At 67.3% G+C, this 24,487-nt stretch carries 20 protein-coding genes; 13 read left to right on the top strand and 7 right to left on the bottom strand.

All coding sequences use genetic code 11. The features are described 5' to 3' along the window. The 7 genes from AC27VE_RS15895 to AC27VE_RS15925 form a co-directional block, all read left to right on the top strand. A partial coding sequence (locus tag AC27VE_RS15895) for a 3-hydroxyacyl-CoA dehydrogenase family protein (RefSeq protein WP_488704397.1) occupies window positions 1-1,350 on the top strand: 1,350 nt, incomplete at its 5' end. A gap of 64 nt (window positions 1,351-1,414) precedes the next feature. After that, on the top strand, window positions 1,415-2,737 hold the full coding sequence (locus AC27VE_RS15900) for an OmpP1/FadL family transporter (protein WP_088589072.1): 1,323 nt from the start codon (window positions 1,415-1,417) through the stop codon (window positions 2,735-2,737). 54 nt (window positions 2,738-2,791) lie between these two features. Further along, complete coding sequence (locus AC27VE_RS15905; protein WP_488704398.1) at window positions 2,792-5,182, top strand: 3-hydroxyacyl-CoA dehydrogenase/enoyl-CoA hydratase family protein; 2,391 nt, start codon at window positions 2,792-2,794, stop codon at window positions 5,180-5,182. 162 nt (window positions 5,183-5,344) lie between these two features. Next, the gene (locus tag AC27VE_RS15910; protein ID WP_488704399.1) at window positions 5,345-6,544 is read left to right on the top strand and encodes an acetyl-CoA C-acyltransferase; all 1,200 of its coding nucleotides are present in this window, start codon (window positions 5,345-5,347) and stop codon (window positions 6,542-6,544) included. Further along, the gene (locus AC27VE_RS15915) at window positions 6,544-7,089 is read left to right on the top strand and encodes a DUF4442 domain-containing protein (RefSeq protein WP_035213518.1); all 546 of its coding nucleotides are present in this window, start codon (window positions 6,544-6,546) and stop codon (window positions 7,087-7,089) included. Before AC27VE_RS15910 ends, AC27VE_RS15915 begins: the two co-directional genes overlap by 1 nt. Continuing rightward, the gene (locus tag AC27VE_RS15920) at window positions 7,053-7,643 is read left to right on the top strand and encodes a chalcone isomerase family protein (protein WP_006225545.1); all 591 of its coding nucleotides are present in this window, start codon (window positions 7,053-7,055) and stop codon (window positions 7,641-7,643) included. The genes AC27VE_RS15915 and AC27VE_RS15920 overlap by 37 nt, the downstream gene beginning before the upstream one ends. An 8-nt stretch (window positions 7,644-7,651) precedes the next feature. Next, window positions 7,652-9,358: an AMP-binding protein gene (locus tag AC27VE_RS15925; protein ID WP_488704400.1), complete on the top strand. Its 1,707-nt coding sequence runs from the start codon at window positions 7,652-7,654 to the stop codon at window positions 9,356-9,358. Between the two features lie 12 nt (window positions 9,359-9,370). On the opposite strand, the gene AC27VE_RS15930 is transcribed toward AC27VE_RS15925, so the two are convergent. Together AC27VE_RS15930 and AC27VE_RS15935 are read right to left on the bottom strand one after the other, a co-directional pair. After that, entirely contained in the window at window positions 9,371-10,939 is a 1,569-nt protein-coding gene (locus AC27VE_RS15930) for a sulfatase-like hydrolase/transferase (protein ID WP_488704401.1), read from the bottom strand. 11 nt (window positions 10,940-10,950) lie between these two features. Continuing rightward, on the bottom strand, window positions 10,951-11,925 hold the full coding sequence (locus AC27VE_RS15935) for a Bug family tripartite tricarboxylate transporter substrate binding protein (RefSeq protein WP_088589077.1): 975 nt from the start codon (window positions 11,923-11,925) through the stop codon (window positions 10,951-10,953). A gap of 128 nt (window positions 11,926-12,053) precedes the next feature. On the opposite strand from AC27VE_RS15935, the gene AC27VE_RS15940 reads away from it, so the two are divergent. The 6 genes from AC27VE_RS15940 to AC27VE_RS15965 all read left to right on the top strand — a co-directional run bounded on the left by AC27VE_RS15940 (window position 12,054) and on the right by AC27VE_RS15965 (window position 19,323). Beyond that, window positions 12,054-12,587 (top strand): MarR family winged helix-turn-helix transcriptional regulator, encoded by a 534-nt coding sequence (locus AC27VE_RS15940; protein WP_088589078.1) that lies wholly within the window; start codon window positions 12,054-12,056, stop codon window positions 12,585-12,587. Window positions 12,588-12,830: 243 nt separating this feature from the next. Continuing rightward, the gene (locus AC27VE_RS15945) at window positions 12,831-14,966 is read left to right on the top strand and encodes a TonB-dependent siderophore receptor (RefSeq protein WP_488704402.1); all 2,136 of its coding nucleotides are present in this window, start codon (window positions 12,831-12,833) and stop codon (window positions 14,964-14,966) included. Window positions 14,967-15,150: 184 nt separating this feature from the next. Continuing rightward, window positions 15,151-16,146: a 2-keto-3-deoxygluconate permease gene (locus AC27VE_RS15950; protein WP_315136115.1), complete on the top strand. Its 996-nt coding sequence runs from the start codon at window positions 15,151-15,153 to the stop codon at window positions 16,144-16,146. Next, the gene (dtnK, locus tag AC27VE_RS15955) at window positions 16,143-17,360 is read left to right on the top strand and encodes a D-threonate kinase (RefSeq protein WP_488704403.1); all 1,218 of its coding nucleotides are present in this window, start codon (window positions 16,143-16,145) and stop codon (window positions 17,358-17,360) included. The genes AC27VE_RS15950 and dtnK overlap by 4 nt, the downstream gene beginning before the upstream one ends. Further along, window positions 17,357-18,409, top strand: coding sequence for a 4-hydroxythreonine-4-phosphate dehydrogenase PdxA (gene pdxA, locus AC27VE_RS15960; RefSeq protein WP_488704404.1), 1,053 nt, complete (start codon window positions 17,357-17,359; stop codon window positions 18,407-18,409). Before dtnK ends, pdxA begins: the two co-directional genes overlap by 4 nt. A 5-nt stretch (window positions 18,410-18,414) precedes the next feature. Then, window positions 18,415-19,323 carry a GntR family transcriptional regulator gene (locus tag AC27VE_RS15965; protein WP_488704405.1) on the top strand — a complete coding sequence of 303 codons (909 nt, stop codon included), beginning with the start codon at window positions 18,415-18,417 and terminating at the stop codon, window positions 19,321-19,323. Window positions 19,324-19,401: 78 nt separating this feature from the next. On the opposite strand, the gene AC27VE_RS15970 is transcribed toward AC27VE_RS15965, so the two are convergent. From AC27VE_RS15970 to AC27VE_RS15990, 5 genes are read right to left on the bottom strand one after another with little or no spacing between them, the layout of a single operon-like run. Next, window positions 19,402-20,907 (bottom strand): class I adenylate-forming enzyme family protein, encoded by a 1,506-nt coding sequence (locus AC27VE_RS15970; protein WP_488704406.1) that lies wholly within the window; start codon window positions 20,905-20,907, stop codon window positions 19,402-19,404. Window positions 20,908-20,916: 9 nt separating this feature from the next. After that, window positions 20,917-21,651, bottom strand: coding sequence for a CoA-transferase subunit beta (locus AC27VE_RS15975; RefSeq protein WP_488704407.1), 735 nt, complete (start codon window positions 21,649-21,651; stop codon window positions 20,917-20,919). Next, complete coding sequence (locus AC27VE_RS15980) at window positions 21,644-22,477, bottom strand: CoA transferase subunit A (RefSeq protein ID WP_088589083.1); 834 nt, start codon at window positions 22,475-22,477, stop codon at window positions 21,644-21,646. Before AC27VE_RS15980 ends, AC27VE_RS15975 begins: the two co-directional genes overlap by 8 nt. A gap of 32 nt (window positions 22,478-22,509) precedes the next feature. Further along, window positions 22,510-23,232: an enoyl-CoA hydratase/isomerase family protein gene (locus tag AC27VE_RS15985; RefSeq protein ID WP_488704408.1), complete on the bottom strand. Its 723-nt coding sequence runs from the start codon at window positions 23,230-23,232 to the stop codon at window positions 22,510-22,512. After that, window positions 23,229-24,398 carry a CaiB/BaiF CoA transferase family protein gene (locus tag AC27VE_RS15990; RefSeq protein WP_315136131.1) on the bottom strand — a complete coding sequence of 390 codons (1,170 nt, stop codon included), beginning with the start codon at window positions 24,396-24,398 and terminating at the stop codon, window positions 23,229-23,231. Before AC27VE_RS15990 ends, AC27VE_RS15985 begins: the two co-directional genes overlap by 4 nt. Between the last annotated feature and the right edge of the window lie 89 nt (window positions 24,399-24,487).

The following is a 24,487-nucleotide window of genomic DNA, read 5'->3' on the forward strand; positions in this document are numbered from 1 at the left end:
TCGAACAAGCCGCCGCGCCGTGCGCGCGGCCTGGGCGGGCTGGCCAACCACTGGCCGCTCAAATCCATCGTGGCTAACCGGGCCCGCAAGCAGATCGCCACCAAGGATCCCCTGGGCCACTACCCCGCCGCGCCCGCCATCGTGACGCTGTGGGAAAAGCATGGCGGCAACGCCCTGCTGGCGCCCGAGCTGATCGACGGCATCATCGCGTCGGACACCGCCCGCAATCTGCTGCGCGTATTCCGCCTGCAGGAACGCCTGAAGGCCAATGGCAAGCAAACGGGCGTCACGCCCGCTCGCCACGTCCACGTGGTGGGCGCCGGCGTCATGGGCGGCGACATCGCCGCCTGGTGCGCCTTCAAGGGCTTGACGGTTACGTTGCAAGACCAGGACATGTCACGCATCGCCCCGGCCATCCAGCGCGCAGCCACGCTGTATGCGCGCCGCCTGAAAGACCCGCGCCTGGCGCGCGCGGCGTTCGACCGGTTGATCCCCGACCCGGCGGGCAATGGCGTGCCGCTGGCCGACATCGTCATCGAAGCCATCAGCGAACAGCCGGAAGCCAAGCGTTCGCTGTACCGGTCGCTGGAGCCCCGCATGAAGCCGGGCGCGCTGCTGGCCACCAACACCTCCAGCCTGTCGCTTGAAACCCTGCGCGCCGGTTTGGCGCGCCCCGAGCAACTGATCGGCATCCACTTCTTCAACCCGGTGGCCAAGATGCCCTTGGTCGAAGTGGTGCATGCCGAGGGCGACGCCAGCGACGCGCTCACGCGTGCCTGCGCCTTCGTCGGCCAGATCGACAAGCTGGCGCTGCCCGTCAAGAGCGCCCCCGGTTTCCTCGTCAACGCCGTGCTGGCGCCGTACATGCTGCAGGCCATGCGCAGCGTGGATGACGGCGTCGCGCCGGAGACCGTGGACGCCGCCATGGTGGCGTTCGGCATGCCGATGGGACCGCTGGAATTGGCCGACACCGTGGGCCTGGACATCGCGCGCGCGGCGGGCGAGGAACTGGCCGGCGGCGCCGAGCCTCCGCGCTGCCTGGCGGAACGGCTGGCGCGCGGCGACCTGGGCAAGAAAAGCGGCAAGGGCTTCTACACCTGGCGTGATGGCAAACCGGTCAAGCAAGGCGGGGCCAGCCCGGCCGCCGCACCGGCGGGCCTGGCGAAGCGCCTGATCCAACCGCTGATCGACGCTACCCGGCAACGTGTGGAAGCGGGCGTCGTGGCCGATGCCGACCTGGCCGACGCGGGCGTGATTTTCGGAACGGGGTTCGCGCCATTCACGGGCGGACCCCTGCATTACCAAGGCAGCAACCCCAAGCACAGCAGTGAAACGGCTCACGCCGATTAGACCGGCCCGACAAGCAGACCGGCAGTGCAATAGAGACATACATCCAACTCGAGGAGGCAGTACCATGCGCAGACGTTCATTGTCCCTGAGCACCTTGTCGGCCATTGTGGTCGGCCTGGGCGCATCCGCAACGTCCTACGCCGCCGGCTTTCAGCTTTTAGAGCAGAACGCCAGCGGGCTGGGCAACGCGTACGCGGGCTCGGCGGCAAACCCGGAAAACGCCAGCATCATCTACTACAACCCGGCAGGGATGACCTATCTGCCCGGCATCAACTTCTCGGGCGGGGTCAACCTCATCAAGCCCTCGTTCAAGTTCTCGGACAACGGCAACAGCCGCAACCCCAGCGTGCCCGGCATTCCCGGCTCTGGCCTGAACGGGTCGGTGCCCACCGGCGGCAACGGCGGCGACGCCGGCAACCTGGGCGTCGTCCCCAACCTCTACGCCTCCTGGCAGTTGAACGAGCAGTGGTACGTCGGCCTGGGCGTCGGCGCCCCGTTCGGCCTGATGACCGAATACGACGACGGCTGGGTCGGCCAGTACCACTCCAACAAGTTCGAGATCAAGACCATCAACGTGAACCCGTCGATCGCCTACAAGGTCAACGACAAGTTCTCGATGGGCTTCGGCGTGAACTGGCAGCACATCGACGCCAACTACAAGAAGAAAACGGTGGTGCCGATCGCCGGCCTGCCGCTGGCCACCAACGGCGATGCGGACCTGAATCTGAAGGGCGACGCCTGGGGCTGGAACGTGGGCTTCATGCTGCAACCGACGGAAGACACGCGCATCGGCCTGTCGTACCGCTCGAAGATCAAGCACACGGCCAAGGGCGATACCGACATCACCAGCATCGGCCCGACCAAGGCATCGGTCTCGTTCGACGCCAAGGCCTCGGTGGACCTGCCTGACTCGCTGATCCTCAGCGCCACGCATCAGCTGAACGAGCGGTGGGAGCTGCTGGGCGACGTGTCGTGGACGGGCTGGAGCAGCATCCCCGACCTGAAGATCCGCAACTCGGGCGCCGGCGCTCGCGACGACGACCTGCCACTGAACTTCCGCGACACGTGGCGCGTCGCCGTGGGCGCGAACTACAAGTTCGCTCCCGACTGGAAGTGGAAATTCGGCCTGGCCTATGACCAGTCGCCGGTCCACAAGGAAGCCGACCGCCCGACGTCGTTGCCCGACAACGACCGCTATTGGTTCTCGACCGGCGTGCAATGGGCCGCCACCAAGAACACGACGCTGGACCTGGGCTACACCTACCTGTACCTGCGCAAGACGGACATCGACACGACGTCCGGCAATCAGCTGACCAAGGGCCGCGTGGCGGGCACCTATGACAGCAGCGGCCACATCGTGGGCCTGCAACTGTCGTCCCGCTTCTAGCCTTGCACGGGCGGGCGGCCTCGCGCCGCCCGCCCGCTTTTCCAGGAGAATCCCTTGAGCAAGTTCGTCGTCAAACACGTCGCCGTCCTGGGTGCCGGCGTCATGGGCGCGCAGATCGCCGCCCACCTGGCCAATGCCGGCGTGCCCGTCACGCTGTTCGATCTGGCCGCGGCCGAAGGCGACCGCAACGGCATCGTCAAGAAGGCGCTGGCCGGGCTGAAAAAACTGGAACCCGCGCCGCTGGCCGGCGCGGCCCGCATCGCCCTGATCACCCCCGCGAACTACGACGACCATCTGGACGCGCTGCGCGGCTGCGACCTGGTCATCGAGGCCATCGCCGAACGCATGGACTGGAAGACGGCGCTGTACGAACGCATCGCCCCGCATGTGTCGCCCGACGCCATCATCGCCTCGAATACGTCCGGCCTGTCCATCGACGCGCTGGCCAACGCGCTGCCCGCGAGCTTGCGCGACCGCTTCTGCGGCATCCATTTCTTCAATCCGCCCCGCTACATGCGGCTGGTGGAGATCATCGCCACGTCCCACACCCAGCCTGCGGTGCTGGACCAGCTGGAAACCTGGCTGACGTCCACGCTGGGCAAGGGCGTGGTCCGCGCGCTGGACACGCCCAACTTCGTGGCCAACCGCATCGGCGTGTTCTCGATCCTGGCGGCCATGCACCACACCGCACGCCTGGGGCTGGGGTTTGACGAAGTCGATGCGCTGACCGGCCCGAAGATCGGCCGCCCCAAGAGCGCCACCTACCGCACGGCGGACGTCGTCGGCCTGGACACGCTGGCCCACGTGGTCGGCACGATGGAAAAGAACCTGCCCGACGACCCCTGGCACCGCTACTTTGCATTGCCCGCCTGGTTGTCCGCCTTGATCCAGAAAGGCGCGCTGGGCCAGAAGACCGGCGCCGGCGTCTACCGCAAGCAGGGCAAGGACATTCTGGTGCTGGACCTGAAGGCGCAAGACTACCGGCCCAGCGCCGGCAAGCTGGCCGATGAGGTCGCCGCGCTGCTGAAGGAACGCGACCCCGCCCGCCGCTTTGCCGCACTGCGCGCCAGCGAGCATCCGCAGGCGCAGTTCCTGTGGAGCCTGTTCCGCGACATCTTCCATTACAGCGCCGTGCAGCTTGAGCACGTGGCCGACAATGCACGCGACCTGGACCTGGCCATGCGGTGGGGCTTCGGCTGGGCGCAAGGCCCGTTCGAAACCTGGCAGGCCGCCGGCTGGCAAGCGATCGCCGCCGCGGTGGCCGAAGACATCGCCGCCGGCCGAGCCATGAGCGACGCCCCCCTGCCCGCCTGGGCGCTGGAACCCGGCCGCAAAGGCGTGCACACGCCGGAAGGCTCGTATTCCGCGCGCACCGGCCGCCTGCATCCGCGTTCGGCCCTGCCGGTGTACCGCCGTCAATTGTTCCCGGAACGCGTGTTCGGCGAAGGGGCCGACGACCGCGGCGTCACGGTGTGGGAGAACGAGGGCGTGCGCCTGTGGAATCTGCCCGACGTGGACACCGGGATCGCAATCCTGTCCGTCACGTCCAAGAACCACACACTGGGCGGCGAAGTGCTGGAAGGCGTGCTGCAAGCAGTCGCCCGCGCCGAGCGCGAATTCGACGGCCTGGTGATCTGGCACGAGCCCCCCTTCGCGGTCGGCGCCAACCTGCAGCAAGTGGTCGAGGCTTGCGCAGCCGGCCAATTCGACATGCTGGAAGCCATGGTGGAAAAATTCCAGCGTGCCTCCCAATCGTTCAAGTACGCGCAGATCCCCACCGTCGCTGCCGTGCAGGGCATGGCGCTGGGCGGCGGCTGCGAATTCCTGATGCACGCCTCGCACCGCGTGCTGGCATTGGAGAGCTATATCGGCCTGGTGGAAGCAGGCGTCGGCCTGATCCCGGCAGGCGGCGGCAGCAAGGAGTTCGCCGGTCGCGCGGCCGCCTTGGCCGCCAAGACCGCCACCCCCGGCGAGGTGTTCCCCTACCTGCAACCCATCTTCCAGACGATTGCTACGGCGCAAGTGGCCAAAAGCGGACTGGAAGCCATCGACACGGGTTTTGCGCGCGAGCAGGACATCGTGCTGTTCCATCCCGACGAGCTGCTTTATGTGGCCATCGGCCAGGCACGCGCCGCGGCCCAGGCCGGCTACACGCCGCCGCCCCGCCTGGCGAACATCCCGGTGGCGGGCCGCAACGGCATCGCCAACTTCGAGATGGTGCTGGTCAACATGCGCGAAGGCGGCATGATCAGCGCTCACGACTATCGCGTGGCGCGCAGTGCCGCCGTGGCCCTGTGCGGCGGCGAGATCGAAACCGGCACGAAGGTGGACGAGGAATGGCTGCTGGCGGTGGAGCGCCGCGAATTCGTGGCGCTCTTGCGCACGCCGGAAACCAAGGCCCGCATCCGCCACACCCTCGAAACCGGCAAGCCTCTACGGAATTAATCCCCCCCGCAGCGCCTGCGGCGCTTCCCCCCAGGGGCGCCGGCTGCGGACCGGCGGAGCCGGATCCGCGCGGCCCCGCTTGTATTGGACCGTGGAGCGTTGGGAGCGGGGTTTATAGGTCTCGCTGTTGATTGTCTCGCTGTAGAGATATAAGGAATGAACATGAGCAAGCAGATTCAGGACGCTTACATCGTCGCCGCCACGCGCTTGCCGGTGGGCAAGCGCAATGGCGCCTACATCACCACCCGCCCGGACGACATGCTGGCCGCCGCGCTGAACGGCGCGTTGGCCCAGGTGCCGGGGCTGGACACGGCGCGCATTGAAGACGTGATCGCAGGCTGCGCCATGCCGGAAGCCGAGCAAGGCATGAACGTGGCGCGCATCGGCCTGCTGCTGGCCGGCCTGCCGCAAAGCGTGGCGGGGGTCACCGTCAACCGCTTCTGCGCATCCGGCCTGCAAGCGGTGGCGGATGCCGCCGCCCGCATCCGCACGGGCGAAGCCGACATCATGATCGGCGCCGGCACCGAATCCATGAGCGCCATGCCGCAGATCATGGGCAACAAGGTGTCGATGAACCCGGCCATCTTCGCCCACGAAGAGAACATCGGCATGGCCTTCGGCATGGGCCTGACCGGTGAAAAGGTCGCTGAACGCTGGAAGGTCTCGCGCGAGGATCAAGACGCTTTTGCGCTGGCCTCGCACCAGAAAGCCTGCGCCGCCATCGCGGCCGGCCACTTCCGCGCGGAAACCACGCCGTTCGAAGTGGTGTCGCATCTGCCGGATGGCGCCAGCGGCGCCGTGCGCGTGGTGCGCCGCCTGGTTGAGGTGGACGAAGGCCCGCGCCCGGACAGCAGCGCGGAAGCGCTGGCCCGGCTGCGCCCCGTGTTCGCGGCGCGTGGCAGCGTCACCGCGGGCAACAGCTCGCAGATGTCCGACGGCGCAGCCGCCGTGGTCCTGGTATCCGACCGCATCCTGCGCGAATTCAACCTGAGCCCGCTGGCGCGCTTTGTCAGCTTCTCGGTGGCCGGCGTGCCGCCCGAAGTCATGGGAATCGGCCCCATCGCCGCCATCCCCAAGGTGCTGGAACGCGCCGGCATCACGCAAGATGCGCTGGACTGGATCGAACTGAACGAGGCCTTCGCCGCGCAGTCGCTGGCCGTGATCCGCGAACTGAAGCTGGACCCCGCCAAGGTCAATCCGCTGGGCGGCGCCATTGCGCTGGGCCACCCGCTGGGCGCGACCGGCGCGATCCGTACGGCCACGATCACGCACGGCTTGCGCCGCACTGGCGGCAAGTACGGGCTGGTCACCATGTGCATCGGCACCGGCATGGGTGCGGCTGGCCTGTTCGAGGCGATGTGATCCAGCCCTACTGGTTCAAGAGCCTGTCGCCGCAATGGCGCGCGCGCCTGATGCGGGTGGGGTTCAACCTGCACCCGGCGTTTCGTGCCACCGGCGGCCGCGTGCTGCATGTGTCGCCGGACTTCCAGCACATCCGCATCAAGCTGCCCCTGCAGCGGCGCACGCGCAATATCGTCGGGTCGATGTATGGCGGGTCGCTCTTCGCGGTAACCGACGGCGCGCATCCCACGATGCTGATGTCCGCCCTTGGCGCGGACCACATCGTGTGGGACAAGGCGGCGTCGATCCGCTTCCGCAAGCCCGCGTACACGACCCTGTATGTGGACTTCCGGCTGCCGCCCGGAGAGATTGCCGAGATCCGTCGCATCCTGGCGCGGGACCATGAGACGACCCGCACGTACACGGTGGAGTTGAAGGACAAGGACGGCGTGGTCTATGCCGTCGTGGAACGCACGATCTATATCGCCGACAAGAAGTTCTACAAGCGAAAGAACACAGGAGGAGACCCATGCATCCCATCTCTGGAGGGCGATCCGCCGCCCTGAGCTTCATCGTTGCCGCCACCCTGGCGGGTGCGCCTGCGTTTGCCGCCGACATGGATGTCGCGGGCGTGCGCGTGCCGGAACAGCTGTCCGAAGGCGGCCACGCGCTGGTGCTCAACGGCGCCGGCGTGCGCACCAAGTTCGTCGTGAAGGTCTACGTGGCCGCGCTGTACGCCACCGCCAGGAGCAGCGACGCCGCGGCCCTGGTCAACAGTGCGGAGCCTCGCCGCATGCGCCTGCAGCTGCTGCGCGACGTAGACAGCAAAAGCCTGGACGACGCGTTGCAGGAAGGATTGCGCGACAATACGCCGAAGCAGGAGCTTGCCGCGCTGAAAGCGCCGGCAGACCGGTTGTCCCGCCTGATGGCCGAGATCGGCACCGCCAAGACGGGCGACGTGGTCGACCTGGACTTCGACGCCCGGGGCGTCACGGTCTCGGGCAACGGCAAGCAACTGGGCCGTGTCGACAGCCCCGAGTTCGCGCGCGCCTTGCTGCGTGTCTGGCTGGGTGACAACCCCGCGCAGGCCTCCCTGAAGAAAGCCCTCTTGGGCAACTAGGCACGACGATGGAAAGAATCTGGCACAAGAGCTATCCCTTCGGCGTTCCCGCGGAGATCGAGATGGACGGCGTAACGACGCTGGTCTCGGTCGTGCAGGAAAGTTGCCGCCGCTTTGCGGACAAGACCGCCTACATCAGCATGGGCAAGTCGATGCGCTACGCCGAACTGGACGCGCTGACGCGCGACTTTGCCGCGTGGCTACACGCCAACGGGCTGGGCAAGGGCGACCGTGTCGCGCTGATGATGCCCAACCTGCTGCAGTATCCGGTCTGCCTGTTCGGCGCGCTGCGCGCCGGCTGCGTCGTGGTCAACTGCAACCCTCTCTATACCGCGCACGAGCTTGAACACCAGTTGGCCGATTCGGGCGCGCGCGCCATCGTGGTGGCGGACAACTTCGCGGCCACCTTGCAAAAGGCCCTGCCCCAAACTGCGATCGAGCGCGTGCTGGTGACGTCCATCGGAGGAATGCTTGGGCCCGTCAAAGGCCGGCTGGTGGATTTCGTGGTCCGCCGCGTCAAGCGCATGGTGCCGGCCTGGTCGCTGCCCGGCGCCGTCCGGCTGGGCGACGCTTTGCGTGCCGGCCGCAACATGCCATTCACTGAGGTACCGCTGGACCAGCGCGACCTCGCCTGCCTGCAATACACCGGCGGCACGACGGGCGTGGCCAAAGCGGCGATGCTGACGCACGGCAACCTGGTGGCCAACCTGAGCCAGGCCCATGCCTGGATCAAGCCATTGGTAAAAGAAGGCGAAGAGTGCGTCGTGACGGCCCTGCCGCTCTATCACATCTTCGCGCTGACGGCGAACTGCCTGACCTTCATGAAGATCGGCGCCAGCAACCTGCTCATCATCAATCCGCGCGACATTCCCGGCTTGGTCAAAGAGATGGGCAAGGTGCCATTTTCCGCCTTCACCGGGGTCAACACGCTGTTCAACGCGTTGCTCAACCATCCCGATTTTGCCAAGCTGGACTTCTCGCGCCTGCGCCTGACGATGGGCGGCGGCATGGCGGTGCAACGCGCCGTGGCCGACCGCTGGCGCGCCGTCACGGGCAAGTCGCTGGCGCAGGCCTACGGCCTGACCGAGACCTCGCCCGCCGTCACCGTCAACCCGCTGGACGTCAAGGTGTTCACCGGCTCGATCGGCCTGCCGGTGCCGTCCACCGATATCTCCATCCGCAATGACGAAGGCCAAGAACAAGGCATCGGCGAAAGCGGCGAGATCTGCGTGCGCGGCCCCCAGGTCACGCAAGGCTATTGGAACCGGCCCGACGAAACCGCGCTGGTGATGTACCCGGACGGCTTCCTGCGCACGGGCGACATCGGCTACGTCGATGAAAACGGCTACGTGTTCCTCATCGACCGCAAGAAGGACATGATCCTGGTGTCCGGCTTCAACGTTTATCCCAACGAGGTCGAAGACGCGGCCGCGCTGCATCCCGGCGTACGCGAAGTGGCCGCGGTCGGGGTGCCCGACGAACGCTCGGGCGAGGCGGTGAAGCTGTACGTCATCCGCAAGGACCCCGGGCTGGACGCGGAAACGCTGATCGCCCATTGCCGCACGCAACTGACGGGCTACAAGGTGCCGCGCTACGTGGAGTTTCGCGATGACTTGCCGCGCACCAACGTGGGCAAGATATTGCGGCGGGAGTTGAAGCCGGAGGCGCAGAATGCCGCCCCCCAATCCCAAACCCGATCCGCGGTAAAGGCCTGAGGGCCGCCCCTCCTACCACTGCCCGAAAAACACACCGGCGCGCTTGTGCGCGTTGGTGGCGTTTTCCACGGCTTCGTCGCTGATCGTGGTGCGGCGCTTGCCGCGCAGCATCCAGTCCAGCAAGCGTTCACGCAATTGCGCGCGCACCCCCGCGTGCGCGCTGCTCACGCCCAGATCCTGGAATTCGTCAGGATCGGCATGCAGGTCGAAGAGCTGCTCGGGCTCGTCCAGCCAATGCACGTAGCGCCAGCGGTCGGTCCGCACCGACCAGGCGCGCGCGTTCTGCGGCGTCTTGCCGCGCAGCACCCGCGCCTGCCGGAAGCTGTAGTCCAGTTCGGAAAACACGCAATCCCGCCAAGGTGTGGCGGCATCCCGGCCATGCAATAGTTCCTGCAGCGCCCGGCCCTCCAGCCGATGGCCCGGTCCGGCCATCCCCAGCGCGCGCAGCACGGTGGGCACCACGTCCACGCTCTCGACCATGTCCGCCAAGGCGCGGCCGCGCGTGGCATCGGCTGCGGCCGACGGGTCCATTACGATGAAGGGAACCCGCTGCACGGTGTCGTAGAACAGTTCCTTTTCGCCCAGCCAGTGGTCGCCCAGGAAGTCGCCATGATCCGCCGTGAACACGATCAGCGTGTTCTTCATCAGCCCCGCGCCTTCCATATAGTCGAAGAGCCGGCCCAGGTGGTCGTCCAGTTGCCGGATCAGGCCTTGATAGGCGGGCCGCACCACGCGCACGCATTCGTCCGTGGAGAAGCTGACGCTTTCTTCCTGCTGGCGGTATGCGGCGACAACGGGATGCGCGTCCACCAGTTCTTCGCGGTTGCGCCGCACGGGCAGGCATTGGTCGGCGGTATAGCGTTTGTGATAGGGTGCCGGCGCCATGTAGGGCCAGTGCGGTTTGACGTAGCTCAGGTGCAGCACCCAGGGCTGGCCGCCGCGCCGCTTCATGAAATCCAGCGCCTGGTCCGTCATGTACGCGGTCTCGGAATGCGGCTCGGCGACTCGCGATGCCAGATGCACGTTGCGCATGTTCCACCCGCTGACGACGTTACCGCCAGCATCCACGCCCGCGATCACGTAATCGGTCCAGGGGTCCACGCTGTCATAACCGTTGCGGCGCAGGAATGCGGGGTAGCCGCTTTCCTTGCCGGGCGTGTGATGGCCGTCATAGCGGTCCAGCTCGGTGAAGCCGCCCCGGCTTAGCAACACGCCCAATTCGGAGGCGCCATCGATTGCCAGCCGCTCCATTCCCGCTTTGTCGGGGATGATGTGGGTCTTGCCCGCCAGCGCCAACTCCCGCCCCTGCCCGGCCAGGTACTCGCCCAGCGTGATCTCGTTGACCGATAGCGGCACGCGGTTCCAGGTCGCGCCATGGCGCGACGGGTAGCGCCCCGTGTAGTAGCTCATGCGCGAGGGGCCGCAAACGCCGGAATTCACGAAAGCGCGGTCAAAGCGCACGCCGCGGGCCGCCAGCGCGTCCAGGCTGGGCGTCTGCAAGTAGGGATGGCCATAGCAGCTCAGGTGGTCGGCCCGTAGCTGGTCGGCCATGATGAACAATACATTCTGCACGGTGCCCATGCCGGCTCCTCTTATTGCGTGGCCGTGAAGCCGGAGGCCCGCACCACCGGTTCCCATTGCTTGCGGTACGCGGCCAGCGCGTCGGCGGTGCCGGCAGCATCGAGAGAAACCGGTTCCAGGAACACGCCGCGCACGGCCTCCTGCATGGCGGGTTCGCGCAAGATGGCCGCGATGTCCGCGCCCAGCCGGTCGACCTTGGCCTGCGGCATCGCGGCCGGGGCGAAGAAGGCGTTCCAGCCGTCGGCCGCCAGGTTCACACCGCTTTCCTTGAACGTGGGCACCTCCTTCAGATCCGCATCACGGGTGTCTCCGGACGTGGCCAGGATGCGGATCTTGCCCGCGCGGTGCTGCGGCAGCAGCGTGTCCAGCGTATCGATGCCTTGCGGCAGGATCCCACCGATCAGCTCCGAGATCAGCGGGGCCGATCCCCGGTAGCCGACCACTTCCGGCTCCTGCTCGATCTCGCGCCCGAGCATCAACGCGAAGAAGTGCGGCAGGCTGCCCGTGGCCGGCACGCCCACCGTGAACTGTTTGGGGTTCTGTCGCAGCCACTGGCGCAATGCCGCCACATCCTGAATCGGCGAACTGGCCGGCACCGCCAGCGCGAACTTGTAGCGGCTGGCCAGCGACACGGGCTTGAAGTCCTGCTGGGCGTCGTAGCCTGGTTGGGCATAGACCAGAGGCGCCACCACCATCACGGCCGGGTTGGCCAGCATCAGCACGTTCTGGCTGGCAGGCGCCGCATGCAACCCCTGCGCTGCGATACGGCCGCCGGCGCCGGTCTTGTTCTCGACCACTACCGGCACGCCGGCCCGGTCTTTCAGCCGGTCAGCCACCAGCCGCGCAATGCGATCCGAACTGCCGCCTGGCGGATAGCCCACCACGATGGTCAGCGGGCCGTCCAGCGGCGCTTGCTGCGCACAGGCCAGCGGGGCCAGCCCGGTCAACGCCGTCGCCACCAGGGCGCCCGTCATCCATTTACGCATTGTCTTCTCCTGGAGACAGTGGCCCGCTGTCGGTTATGGTTATCCATGCTTGGCCGATACCCGATTGAGTGAGCGGACTGTAGCAACGCGGCCGTTGGTTGATCTAATCCAGGACTTTCCATAACGATATGCACGCCATGCCTTCCACGCCCCTGTCCGAGCCGCCCCATCTGGCGGACATGCTGATGTACCGGCTTTACCAGGCCTGGTCGCAAAGCAATCCGGTCTTCGTGCGGCTGTGCGAAGGCCGTTTCGGCATCACGCGTCGCGAATGGCGGATCCTGGCCTGCGCCGTCGAAGGCGGCATCATGAACTCGGCCGAACTGGCCGCGGCCGCCAAGCTTGATTTACCCCGCACCTCGCGCACGCTTGGGACGCTGTGCGAAAAGGGCTGGCTGCGGCGGCTTCACGACAGCGCCGACCGCCGGGTCGTGCGCGTGGAGGCCACCGCCGAAGGCATCGACCGCTACCAGCGCCTGCTGCCCGAGGTCGCCCGCCTGAACGACCTGCTGGTGCAGGACCTGAACCACGATGAAATCGCGCTGCTGCGCGACTTCCTGGCCCGTATCGAACAGCGCGGGCGCCGCATGGCCGACGACAATATCGTCTCGGAAAAGGCCAGCCGCCGCGAAGGCGGCACGCGCCGGGCGCGGTACGCCTGAAACGCCATTTGTCGCGCATCGCCAACACATCTCCGCTGCGGGGCACCGAAACCAGCACCCGCTCCAAGCCGATGATAAATATGGGATTTATTGCAATAAAACTGCCCACGCAGCCAGTTTGCAGGGCTTTTTTACATCTGCGAGTCCCCTGATTTCGCGTGTCTGGCCGACGCCCAATTAATAATAATTATCGTTGCCATTCCTATATGTGATCGGCTGCCAAGCAGCCGCCGGGGAGATCTCTTGAAACGCCACCCTTATCCGACCGCGCGTCGAGCGCGGCCGCAGACCCTGTTGCCCGTCACCGCCTTGCTGGCCGCCTGCTTCGGCGCGGCGGCTCAGGCCCAACCCGCCCCACCCGGCCCGTCCACCGAGCCCGCCACGGTGCTGCCCGCCGTGCAGGTCACCGGCACGGGTGAAACCGCGACAGGCCCCGTCGACGGCTACGTCGCGACGCGCAGCGCCACCGGCACCAAAACCGACACCCCGCTGTCCGAAACTCCGCAGGCCATCACGGTGATACCGCGCGGGCAGATCGTGGACCAGGGATCCCAGAACGTGCAGGACGCCATGAATTACGCGGCCGGCGTGCGGCCCAATGCCTACGGCGTGGACAACCGCGGCGACTATGTCCGGATCCGCGGCGTGGAACCGGCGCAATATCTGGATGGTCTGCGCCAGTTCTTCAACTACAACAATCCACGCACCGAGATCTACGGGATGGAACGCGTGGAAGTGCTGCGCGGCCCGTCATCCATGCTGTACGGACAGGGCAGCACGGGCGGCATCGTCAACCTGGTCAGCAAGCGCCCGCAGGCCGAAGCCCAACGCGAGATCGGGGTGGTGCTGGGCAACGACAACCGCCGCGAGATCCAGGCGGACCTGACCGGGCCGGTGACGGAAGACGGCCAGTGGCTCTACCGCGTCGTGGCGGTGGGCCGCGACAGCGACACGCAGGTTCAGCACGCGCCCGACGACCGCCTGATGCTGGCGCCTTCCCTCACGTGGCGTCCCAGCGCCGCCACCTCGCTGACCCTGCAGGCCCTGTGGCAAAAGGACAAGGCCGGCACCACGCAATCGTTCCTGCCCTGGAGCGGGTCGGTGCAGGAAAATCCGAACGGCCGCATCCCGACCCGCCGCTTCGTCAGTGAACCGGGTTTCGATGCTTACGATACCGAGCAATTCAGCGTGGGCTGGCTGTTCGAACACCAGTTCAACGACACCTGGAAGTTCCGCCAGAACTTCCGCAACACGGTCAGCCGGGTCGACTACCAGTCGCTGTATCCGAACGTCTACGGCGACCGGCGCGGCAATTCGTACATCGATGCGGACCAGACCACCACGGACCGCTTCTTCTACGTCAACAAGCCGCGCATGCGCACGCTCTTGGCCGACCAGAACATCGAAGGCAAGCTGAACTGGGGCCGCACCGAGCACACCGTGATCTTCGGGATGGATTATTCGCACTACCGCGAAACCAGCCAGACGGCCAGCGGCCTGGGCGCGCCGCTGAACCTGTATCACCCGGTCTATGGCAATCTGCCGGAATACGAACTGTCCGACACGCCGAAACAGAAACAGCAACAGTTGGGCTTCTACGCGCAGGACCAGATCAAGTTCGACAAGAACTGGATCTTCCTGGCCGGCATCCGGCGCGACCGCGCCGACAACCGTATCGACGGCCAGGACAAGGAAACCGACTACGCCACGACCAAACGCTTCGGCCTGATGTATGCCGCCGACAACGGCTGGTCTCCCTATCTGAGCTACAGCGAATCCTTCACCCCGATCGCGGGTTCCGACTTCTACGACCAGCGCTGGAAGCCCATGCGGGGCAAGCAGGTCGAGGCCGGCATCAAGTACATGCCGAAGGATGCCGACATCGAGTTCACGGCCGCCGCCTACGACTTGCGGGAAAAGAACCGCCAGACCAACGACCCGAACAACCCCAACAACCAGATCCAGGCGGGCAAGACGCGCACGCGCGGCGTCGAACTGGAGCTGCGCGGCCGGGTCACCAAGGACGTGGACGTGATCGCCAACTACATCTATACCGATCCCGATCCGCAGCTGGAAGGCCTGCCCAAACACATGGCGTCGCTCTGGGGCAAATACCGCTTCGCCCTGGCCGGCCAGCCCGGGTTCGCGGTGGGCGCGGGGGTGCGCTACCTGACGGCATTCCGCGATGGCGGCGCGCCGCAGACACCGGCCGTGACCTTGTTTGATGCCATGGTCAGCTACGACAATGGCCCATGGCGCTACGCGTTGAACGTCAACAACATCGCCGACCGTACCTATGAAGTCGTCTGCCTGGACCGTGGCGACTGCTTTTACGGGGCGCGCCGCACGGTCATGCTGAGCGGGGCCTACCGCTTCTAAGGCAGCACACGAACTCCAGGACGGGGAAAACCTGTACGTACCGGCTGTACGTACAGGTGTACACTACGGTTTTTCAACCCCACTGACAGACGCATCAACGAACGTCTGCAACCCACCAGAACCGTCCTGGAGACTCCCGCAAGTGTCGACCGCCGCCTCTTCCCGTTCGCCTTTTTTAGGCACCATGCAGAAAATCCCCGGTGGATTGATGCTGGTGCCGCTGATCCTGGGTTCCCTGATCGGCACCTTCGCCCCTGATGCGCTTGCCATCGGCGGCTTCACCACCGCGCTGTTCAAGAACAGCGCCATGCCGCTGATCGCGTTGCTGATCTTCGCAACCGGCACCCAAGTCAACACCCGTACCGGCGGCCCCATCCTGGCCACCGCCGGCACCATCCTGCTGATGAAGACCCTGGTGCCCGCCACCCTGATCATCATCCTGGGCAGCTACGTGGGCCTGGACGGCATCTACGGCATCTCGATCCTGGCCATGCTGGCCGCGTTCGACAACAGCAACGGCGGCCTGTGGCTGGCCTATACCGGCCAATACGGCGATGCCCGCGACCGCGGCGCCTATGTGGCCAGCGCGGTCAACGACGGCCCCTTCTTCAGCCTGCTGTTCCTGGGCGCCTCGGGCCTGGCCGACATTCCGATGATTGCGCTCGTCGCCGCGCTGGTGCCGTTCCTGCTGGGCGTGTTCGTGGGCAACCTGGACCCCAAGTGGCGCGACACGCTCAAGCCCGTGCCCAACATCGTCATTCCGTTCTTCGCGTTTGCCCTGGGCACCGGCATCAACCTGGGCGCGGTCGTCAGCGGCGGCATCAGCGGTCTGATCCTGGGCCTGATCATCAGCCCCATCACCGGCGGTCTGGTCTATCTGGGCTATCGCCTGATCCTGCGTCGAGGCGGCAAGAGCGGCCTGGGCTTTGCGGCGGGCACCACCGCTGGCAACGCCATCGCCACCCCCGCCGTCGTGGCCGCGGCGGATCCCAACTTCCAGCAATACGTATCGGCCGCGACCGCGCAAGTCGCCGCCTGCGTGCTGATCAGCTCGATCCTGGCGCCGATCCTGGCATCGTGGTTCCTGAAGCGCGCCGGTGAGCTCAAATCCGAAGACGCTGACGTGACGGACGCCCCGCCGCCTGCCGGCCTGCGCGAGGCCCGTGGAGAAGCGCTTTGACGCCCACCATCGCCATCGTTGCCGATGACCTGACCGGTTCCGGCGACACCGCGGTGCAGTTCGTCCGCGCCGGCTGGAGCACGCATCTGTCCATCGGCGGCGCCGACGAAGCGCTGTCGGGCCCGGCGACCGAGGGTGTCGAAGTGCTGGCGGTCACGACCAACAGCCGCGCCCTGGCCGCCGCCGACGCCGCCGGGGTCATCCGGCAGAACGTCGAACAACTGCGCGCCGCCGGCGTATCGCGCCTGTACAAGAAGGTGGACTCCACCTTGCGCGGGGCCTTCAAGGCCGAGATCGACGCGGCGCGCGACGCCTGGGGCCCGGACACGGTGGCGGTGATCTGCCCCGCCTTTCCTGCCACGGGCCGCACCGTCGAACAGGGCATTCTGTATGTGAATGGCAAGCCGGTCACCGAGACCTCGGCCGCGACCGACCCGGTCACGCCGGTGACCGAAAGCCACATCCCCACCCTGCTGGGCTGCGCCCACGTCGCGGCGCAAGCGGGCGATACGCCCGACACGCTGGCCGCGCGCATCCGGCAGGCCGGCAACACGGTCGTGGTCGACGCCGCCACCGATGCCGACCTGGAACGCCTGGCGCGCGCCATCGGCCTGCTCGGTGAACACGCGCTGCCCGTGGGCGCGGGCGGCCTGGCCGTGCCGCTGGCCCGCGTCTGGGCTGGCGCCGACCAGACGGCGCCCGTCGTCGTCGTCGTGACCTCGCAGCACAGCGCGGCGCGCGCGCAAGCCGCCGCTCTGCAAGCCTCGGGCGCAGACACCTGGACACCGTCGCTGGCCCAACTGGCCGACGACGCGGCATGGCAGGCCTGGAGCCAGCCGCTGCTGCAACACCATGCGCAGGCGCCGGCCGAGGCCGGGACCGTGCTGTTGCTGGCGCCCGAAGGGCAACTCGCGGGGCTGGATTCCGAAACGGTTGCCGAGCGCCTGGGCAGCCTGGCGGCGCAGTTGATCACGACGTCGCGCGCGGCGGGCGTGATCGCCACCGGCGGCGACGGCGCGCGCAGCGTGCTGGTGGCGCTTGCCGCCCGCGGCATTGCGCTGGTGGATGAAGTGATGGGCGGCGTGCCCCTGGGCACGCTGACCGGGGGCATGGCCGCGGGCCTGCCCGTGGTGACCAAGGCCGGCGGCTTTGGCACCGAAGACGTATTGGTTCGCGCAGTACGCGCGATCCGCGACAGGAGATTCAAGCGATGACACAACCCCAACCCAACAAGCTGCCTTTGCTGGCTGTCACCCTGGGCGACGTGGCGGGCATCGGGCCGGAAATCACGGCCAAGATGCTGATGGGCCACGACGAACTGCGCCAGAAGGCCCGCCTGCTGGTGGTCGGCGACGTGGACGTCATGATCAAGGCCGTGCAGGGCCTGGGCGGCGACGCCGCCATCGTGCGCAAGCTGGACCGCGCAGCGGACTGCACCAACACACCGGGCACGATCGAAGTGCTGCAAGCCGGCCCGTCGCTGGCCCACGTCAAGCTGGGTGAAATCAGCGCCGATGCCGGCGACGGATCGGTGCGTTTCGTCACCACGGCCTGCGCCCTGGCGCGCGCCGGCGAAGTCGACGGCATCGTCACCGCGCCCTTGAACAAGGCCGCCATGCACGCCGCCGGCCACAAGTGGCCCGGCCACACCGAACTGCTGGCCCACGAATTCGGCGTCAAGACGTTCTCGCTGGTGCTCTCGGCCGGCGACCTCTACATCTTCCACGCCACCACCCACGTGTCGCTGCGCCAGGCCATCGACGACCTGACCCCGGCCCGCATGCGCGCCGTCTTGCGCCTGGCCGGATCGTTCGCCAAGGCACTGGGCCGTGGCGACCAGCCGGTGGCCGTATCGGGCCTGAACCCGCACGCCGGTGAAAACGGCATCTTCGGCAGCGAAGACGCCGATATCCTGGCGCCCGCCGTGGCCGAAGCCAACGCGGCCGGCATCCTGGCCGCCGGCCCGATCCCGGCAGACGCCCTGTTCCCGCAAGCGGTGCGCGGCAAGTGGCAGTTCGTGATCGCCTGTTACCACGATCAGGGCCACGCGCCCTTCAAGGCGGTCTATGGCGACGACGGCGTGAACATCACGGTAGGCCTGCCAGTCGTGCGCGTGTCCGTCGACCACGGCACCGCGTTCGACATCGCCGGCAAGGGCATCGCCCGCGAAGACAGTTTGATCCTGGCCGCCGAGCGTGCCGCGCATCTGGCCCCGGGCTGGACGCATGTGTGGGAAACTGCGCGGGCACAAACCGGAGGTTGATTCCCATGGCGCCCGCCACGCACGACGCATTGCCCGTTCTTGATCGCACAGGAGACATCCCGCTGCACGCCCAGGTGGCGACCCTGCTGCGGGGCTATATCCGGACGAACAAGCTCGCGGCTGGCGCCGTGCTGCCCAGCGAGGCCGCGCTGTGCGATCGCTTTGGCGTCGCGCGCAGCGTGGTGCGCCAGGCGCTGGCCGCCCTGGCCACCGAGGGGCTGATCCAGCGCGAGACCGGACGCCCCGCGACCGTGGCGGCGCCTCAGGAACACCGGCGGCTGGTGCAGCGCTCAACCGGGCTGTACGAACAGTTTGCCCAATCGGGCGTGGCCTTGCAGACCCGCGTACTGGCGTTTGCGCGCGCCGAGCCGCCCGATGACGTCGCCGCCTTTTTCGGCACGACCCAGTTGCTGATGCTGGAGCGCCTGCGCCACGTGGCAGACGCCCCGCTCGCCTACGTGCGCACCTGGCTGCCCGCCGACGCGGTGCCCGGTCTGCGTGCCGATGATCTGACCGATGCATCCTTGCACGGCGTACTGACGCGACGCTTCGGCCTGCGCCCGGGCGCCGGCCGCAACCAGATCCGTGCGGTTGCCGCGGACGACCGGTTGGCCGGCTTGCTGGATACCCGGGCAGGCACACCGCTGCTGATGCTGCAAGGCCAGGGCATGGACCAGCACGGGCGGCCGCTGGAATGGTTCACGACCTGGCACCGCGCCGAGCAACTGGTGTTCGACGTGGATGTCAGTGTGGGCCACGAAAGCGTGCAGCCCCGGCTGCAGGACGCTCCAACCGAACCCGGCCATGCCGCCCCCGCCGGCATCGTGCCCGAAGGGCATGACCCGCTGGCCCGCGCGCAGGCACTGGTGGCGGAACTTTCGGCCGAGCTGGCCCGGCTGCGCGGCAAGTCCTGATCGGATCTTGCGGGCGAGGGCGGGACGATTGCCGACCTGACTTCCCCTACCCGGCCTGGCGACCTGCCCGCGCGACCTTCATGCGCTGGCAGCCTGCGCGGCCACCTGCCGCGCCAAGGCCTTGCGATCCACCTTGCCTACCGCATTTTCCGGCAGCCGATCGATCCACACGATATCGCGCGGCACATAGATGCGGCCCAGGCGGGCCAATACCTCGGCCTGGATCGCCGACGCCTGCAACGCGTCATCCACCATGCCATCGCCGTCACGCTGCACGAAAATCACCGGGACTTCCCCCAGGTCCTCATCGGGCGCGCCGACCACGCAGCACGCCGCCACGCCGGCCAAACCGGTGACCACACCTTCGATCAACGCCGGCGAAATGTTCTCGCCGCCCCGGATGATGACGTCCTTGATGCGGCCGGTGATGCTTAGATACGCCTGCTCATCGAACCGGCCCAGGTCCCCGGTACGCAACAGCAAGGGCGCCCCGCCGTCCGCGTCGTCCACGCCCAGATAACCCAGCATCAGGCTGTCTCCTTCGATGCAGATCTCGCCTTCGCCGCCCGGTGCGGCCTGCGAGCCGTCCGGCAGCCGCAAGGTCACGCCCTGGCCCGCCAGCACCGTGCCGACCGAGCCCACGCGCCGCGCCCCGGGCGGATTCATCGTGGACGTGCAGGTCGCCTCCGACAAGCCATAGGACACCACCAGCGGGCAGCCCAGAAAGGCCTCAATACGCCGGTGCAATGCCTCGGTGATCGGCGCCGACCCGCAGCGTGCGAAGCGCAAGCCCGCCAGGCTTTGCGGGTCGAACGTTAATTCCAGCATGCGGGCGTACATGGTGGGCACGCCGGTGATGATGGTGGGCAGGAACGCGCGCAGCAGGCCTGGCATGTCGTCCGCCCGGAAGCGGCCGGCCAGCGCCACGCTGGCGCCCGCCAGCAGCGGCGTGAAAATCTGGTTGTTCAGGGCGTTGGTGTGATGCAGCGGCATCACGTGCAGCAGGCGGTCGTCCGGCGTCAAGCCGGTGTGCGCCAACACGCCGCGCGCATTGTTCGCCAGGCCCCGGTGGCTGAGCAGCACACCTTTGGGGTTGCCCGTGCTGCCGGAGGTAAAAAGCAGCAAGCCAGGGTCGGCTGCCGCAACGTCGCTGCCCGACCAATCCACCGGCCCCTGCTCGATGTCGCTGGCTGCCAGCAGGCGCGCTGGCGGCAGGCCGCAAGCCTCCGCCGTCGCGGCGTTGGCCACATCGTGCAGCATCCAGGCCAGACCCACCGCCGACACGCGCCGCGCCGTCTCCTCGACCGACAGGCGCGGCTCCAGCGGGCAAGGGCAGGCCCCCGCCGCCATCACGCCCAGGATGGCCAGCACTTGCGCCAACGAACGCTCCATCGCCACCGCCACGAAGGCGCCGCGTGGCACACCGGCGGCACGCAGGCCGCCGGCCACCTGCCCCACCCGGCGATACAACGCCGCATAGGTCAGCGTTTCGTCTGCCGTCACGATGGCGGGCCGCGCCGACCATTCAGGCTGGCGCCACGCGCGTTCGCACGCCGCCGCGAGCGTGGCCTCGGCAATCGTCATGGCGGTCTCCTAGCGCAGCGCGACGGCAGCGTCGCGTTCGAATTGACCGTCCGCATCCAGATCGCGCAGCGCACGGGCTTCGGCCGCCGTGGGCGGTTCGGACGGCACGGCGCCGGTGGCGTCGAACTCGAACCCCGTGCGTTCGCGCACTTCAGACAGGCTGGACTCCGGATGCCACGACTGCAAGGCCAGCTTGCCATCGCGCTTCACGAACACGGCGATCGGCGTCACCACACCATGGAAGCCGCCCCAGGACGTCATGAAATCCAGCTTCTGCACGAACGTGCGGCGCGAGTGTTCCGTGCGCCACGTGCACGCGCGCCGCGCCGTGGGCAGCATCACCGCCCCGCCCCCGCCGCCCGGCAGGCGCACCTTGGGCTCGTGCCAGTCACCGATGCAGGAATTGTTGGCGCAACCCGCGCCGTCGATCTGCGCCGCCCCCAGGAAGGTCAGGTCCATGCGGCCCCGCGTGCACAGATCGTAGAAATCCTCGTTCGAGAAAATCGACGCCGTGTGCTCGGCCAGCACCGGGTCCGAGCTGGATATCGGAATGTGCGACGGTCGCGGATTCACGCCGCCGGCCACGTTGATGTAGACGAAGTCCCAGTCATAGGCGCGTTTCGCCAGCAGGCACGCCAGCATCGGCATCGTGGAATTGACGCCGCTGAACGTGATTTCGTCGGGGCGGATAAAACGCGCCAGGTTGGTGACGATGTACGAAAAGCCCGACCATTGCTCAGCCATGATTGCCCCCTTGCGCTTCGGGCGCCGCGGCCAGGTGCGCTTGCAGATCGCTGTTCTTGTCCATGTATGCCTCTACCGCGGGATAGTCGATCGCGTAATCCGGCCAGCACGATCCCGGCCACGCGCTGCCCGGCGCCACGGCGTAGGCCTGCACCATGAAGTACGGCACCAGCGTGGATTCCGGCTGCGCTTCGAACACCGCGCTGTCGACGACCTTCTCGGCCACCACCAGCACGCTGCCTGCGGCGCGCGACATGATGCGGTCCCAATGCGCCGTGCCGTGCACGCGCACATTGCCCAGCGCGTCCACTTCAGAAGCCTGGATCACGGCAAAGTCCGGACGAATGGCGGGCACGACATACGTCTTCTCGCCGCTGCCATAAGGGTCGTCCAGGCAGGCCCAGCCATTGAGCGCCGGCAAGCCGCTGCCATGCAGGCCGCCGCAAGGCTGGAACGGCACGCCGAACGCCGCCGCCCGCAGCCCCGCCGTCAGGCTGGCGCAGGCATGCTCTTCCAATTCGACCTCGCGGCGCTCCACGGCGCGCCGATACCACGGCGCCAGTCCGAAGTTGCCTTCCATCGCCACGATGCCCGCGCGCACGCGGCGCAGCACGCCGGCGCGGCACAGGATGTCCACGTCGTAGCCGGGCGATTGCTTGATCAGTTCAAGATCGCGCTTGCCCTGGCGGATCAGTTCGCGCACGAACGCGAACGGCCCGCGGTGCAGGAAGCTGCCGCCCAGCGCAATGGATGCGCCATCCGGCACCAGCGCGGCCAGCTCCGCCACCGAGCACTGCTTGTTCTTTTGATTGAAACCCGAAGCCATTGTCTTGTCCTCCCCTGCTGATTCTTGGTGCCCTAGCGCGCCTGCAGATAGGCGGCCACGCGGTCCTTCAACCCCGGCGCCGCCGCCGAACGCACCAGGCGCGCCAGGTCGGCGTCCGGCGTCTCAAGCGACAGGGCCGCATACAGCTGAACCCGGCTGGCGTCCGTCAACGCGGCTGCCGTTTCCGCCGCCTGTTGCTCGATTTCAGGCCATTCCTGCTGCTCGGCAAGCCGGCTGGCGAAGCCGTCACGCAACGCCTCTTCCGCATTGAACGTCGCGGCTTGCTCCAAGACCGTGCGGGCCCGTTCGGCGCCCACCAGCGCGGCAAAGCGGCGCGTACCCAGCACCAGGCCGAACTTCAGCCCCGGCATGCGGAACGTGGCATCCGGCGCGCTGATGCGCCACTTGCACGCACCGAACAGGTCAACGCCCGCGCCGAAATTGCGACCATGCGCCAAGGCCACCGTCAGGCAAGGCGATGCCGCCAGGCGCTGCAGCAAGGTTTCGATGCGCACGAAGCGCAGCAGCAGGTCGCCCTCGCTTTGCGCCTGCCAGTCGCCGAAGTCGAAACCCGCGCTGAAGTTCTTGCCCTCGCCCTTCAGCACGATCAGCCTGGCACCCTGGGCCTCGGCCGCGTCCAGCGCCGTGATCAGCGCCTCCACCAATTCGGCCGACAGCGCATTCATCTTCTCGGCGCGCGTGAGCGTCAGCACATGCCGCGCGCCCTGCTTGTCGATATGCAGAACGCCGCTCATGCCGTCGCCCCTTTCTTGGCGCCGCGCAAGGCGCCCAGCACCTCGTCGTTGTGTTCGCCCAGCGCGGGCGGACGCAAGCGCAGCGCCGTGGTCTGGCCGTCGAACCGCACCGGCAGGCCAAAGGTGCGGGTCTGCACGCCGTTGGGCAGTTCCACCGGCTGCACCCACCCCATGTGCTCCACCTGCGGGTCGGCCAGCACTTCGGAATATGTGTTGATCGGCGCGCACGGCACGCCGGCCGCACGGAAGCGCGCCAGCCAGGTCTGCGCATCGTCATTGGCGAAGATGGCTTCAAGGATTTCGCGCAGCGCCGTCTGGTTACGGGCGCGGGCGCTGGTGTCGGTAAAGCGGGGGTCGGCCAGCAGGTCCTCGCGGCCCACGGTCGTGCAAACGCCCTTCCACAGCGCCTGGTTGCCCGCGGCCATGCCGAAGTAGCCCCCCTTGCATCGGAACGCCTGGTACGGCGCGTTGCGCGGGTGCGCCGACCCGAGCTTGACCGGGTCCTTGCCGCTGCCGAAGAACTCCGACGTCTGCAAGGCGGCGATGCCCAGCGTTGCGCCCAGCATCGGCACGTCGATGTGCGTGCCCTGCCCGCTGGCCTGGGCTGCGCGCAGCGCCGACGCGATGGCGAAGGCGCCGTACAGCCCCGCTGAAAAGTCCGCCACCGGCACGCCGCATTTCACGGGTTCGCCGCCGGCCTCGCCCGTCACGCTCATGATGCCGCTCATCGCCTGGATGGTCAGGTCAAACCCCCCTTCCTGCGATCGCGGGCCCGATTGGCCGTAGGCCGAGATCGAGCAATAGACCAGCTTGGGATTGGCTTCGCGCAATTGCGCATAGCCCAGCCCCAACCGGTCCATCACGCCCGGCCGGTTGTTTTCGATCAGCACGTCGGCGGTCAGCGCCAGTTCGCGCGCCAGGGCCAGGTCGCCCGGATCTTTCAGGTTCAGCGTCACCGACTTCTTGTTGCGGTTCAGGGACGCGAAGTTCTCGCTGTAGCCGTCGGAGATGGGCGGCCAGCTGCGCAAGGTGTCGCCGCCCTCGGGGTTTTCCACCTTGATCACGTCGGCGCCCATATCCGCCAACAACATGCCGCAAAACGGCCCCGCCGCGACATTGCAAATCTCCAGCACCGTGATGCCGGCAAGCGCCGAACTGGGTGTCATGTCTGACCTCTCGTTATAAAAATTCAATATTTAGGATTCAAAAAATATTATAAGAGCGCGGTTTGCAGGATGGCATCATGCCGGACGGA

The sequence above is a fragment of the Achromobacter sp. 18P8.1.1 genome, assembly GCF_057799415.1.

Excerpts from the sequence above, each read along its gene's own strand:
- AC27VE_RS15900 (WP_088589072.1), top strand. The coding sequence starts at position 1,415 with ATGCGCAGACGTTCATTGTCCCTGAGCACCTTGTCGGCCATTGTGGTC.
- AC27VE_RS15910 (WP_488704399.1), top strand. The coding sequence starts at position 5,345 with ATGAGCAAGCAGATTCAGGACGCTTACATCGTCGCCGCCACGCGCTTG.
- AC27VE_RS15920 (WP_006225545.1), top strand. The coding sequence starts at position 7,053 with ATGCATCCCATCTCTGGAGGGCGATCCGCCGCCCTGAGCTTCATCGTT.
- AC27VE_RS15925 (WP_488704400.1), top strand. The coding sequence starts at position 7,652 with ATGGAAAGAATCTGGCACAAGAGCTATCCCTTCGGCGTTCCCGCGGAG.
- AC27VE_RS15930 (WP_488704401.1), bottom strand. The coding sequence starts at position 10,939 with ATGGGCACCGTGCAGAATGTATTGTTCATCATGGCCGACCAGCTACGG.
- AC27VE_RS15935 (WP_088589077.1), bottom strand. The coding sequence starts at position 11,925 with ATGCGTAAATGGATGACGGGCGCCCTGGTGGCGACGGCGTTGACCGGG.
- AC27VE_RS15940 (WP_088589078.1), top strand. The coding sequence starts at position 12,054 with ATGCACGCCATGCCTTCCACGCCCCTGTCCGAGCCGCCCCATCTGGCG.
- AC27VE_RS15950 (WP_315136115.1), top strand. The coding sequence starts at position 15,151 with ATGCAGAAAATCCCCGGTGGATTGATGCTGGTGCCGCTGATCCTGGGT.
- pdxA (WP_488704404.1), top strand. The coding sequence starts at position 17,357 with ATGACACAACCCCAACCCAACAAGCTGCCTTTGCTGGCTGTCACCCTG.
- AC27VE_RS15965 (WP_488704405.1), top strand. The coding sequence starts at position 18,415 with ATGGCGCCCGCCACGCACGACGCATTGCCCGTTCTTGATCGCACAGGA.
- AC27VE_RS15970 (WP_488704406.1), bottom strand. The coding sequence starts at position 20,907 with ATGACGATTGCCGAGGCCACGCTCGCGGCGGCGTGCGAACGCGCGTGG.
- AC27VE_RS15975 (WP_488704407.1), bottom strand. The coding sequence starts at position 21,651 with ATGGCTGAGCAATGGTCGGGCTTTTCGTACATCGTCACCAACCTGGCG.
- AC27VE_RS15980 (WP_088589083.1), bottom strand. The coding sequence starts at position 22,477 with ATGGCTTCGGGTTTCAATCAAAAGAACAAGCAGTGCTCGGTGGCGGAG.
- AC27VE_RS15985 (WP_488704408.1), bottom strand. The coding sequence starts at position 23,232 with ATGAGCGGCGTTCTGCATATCGACAAGCAGGGCGCGCGGCATGTGCTG.
- AC27VE_RS15990 (WP_315136131.1), bottom strand. The coding sequence starts at position 24,398 with ATGACACCCAGTTCGGCGCTTGCCGGCATCACGGTGCTGGAGATTTGC.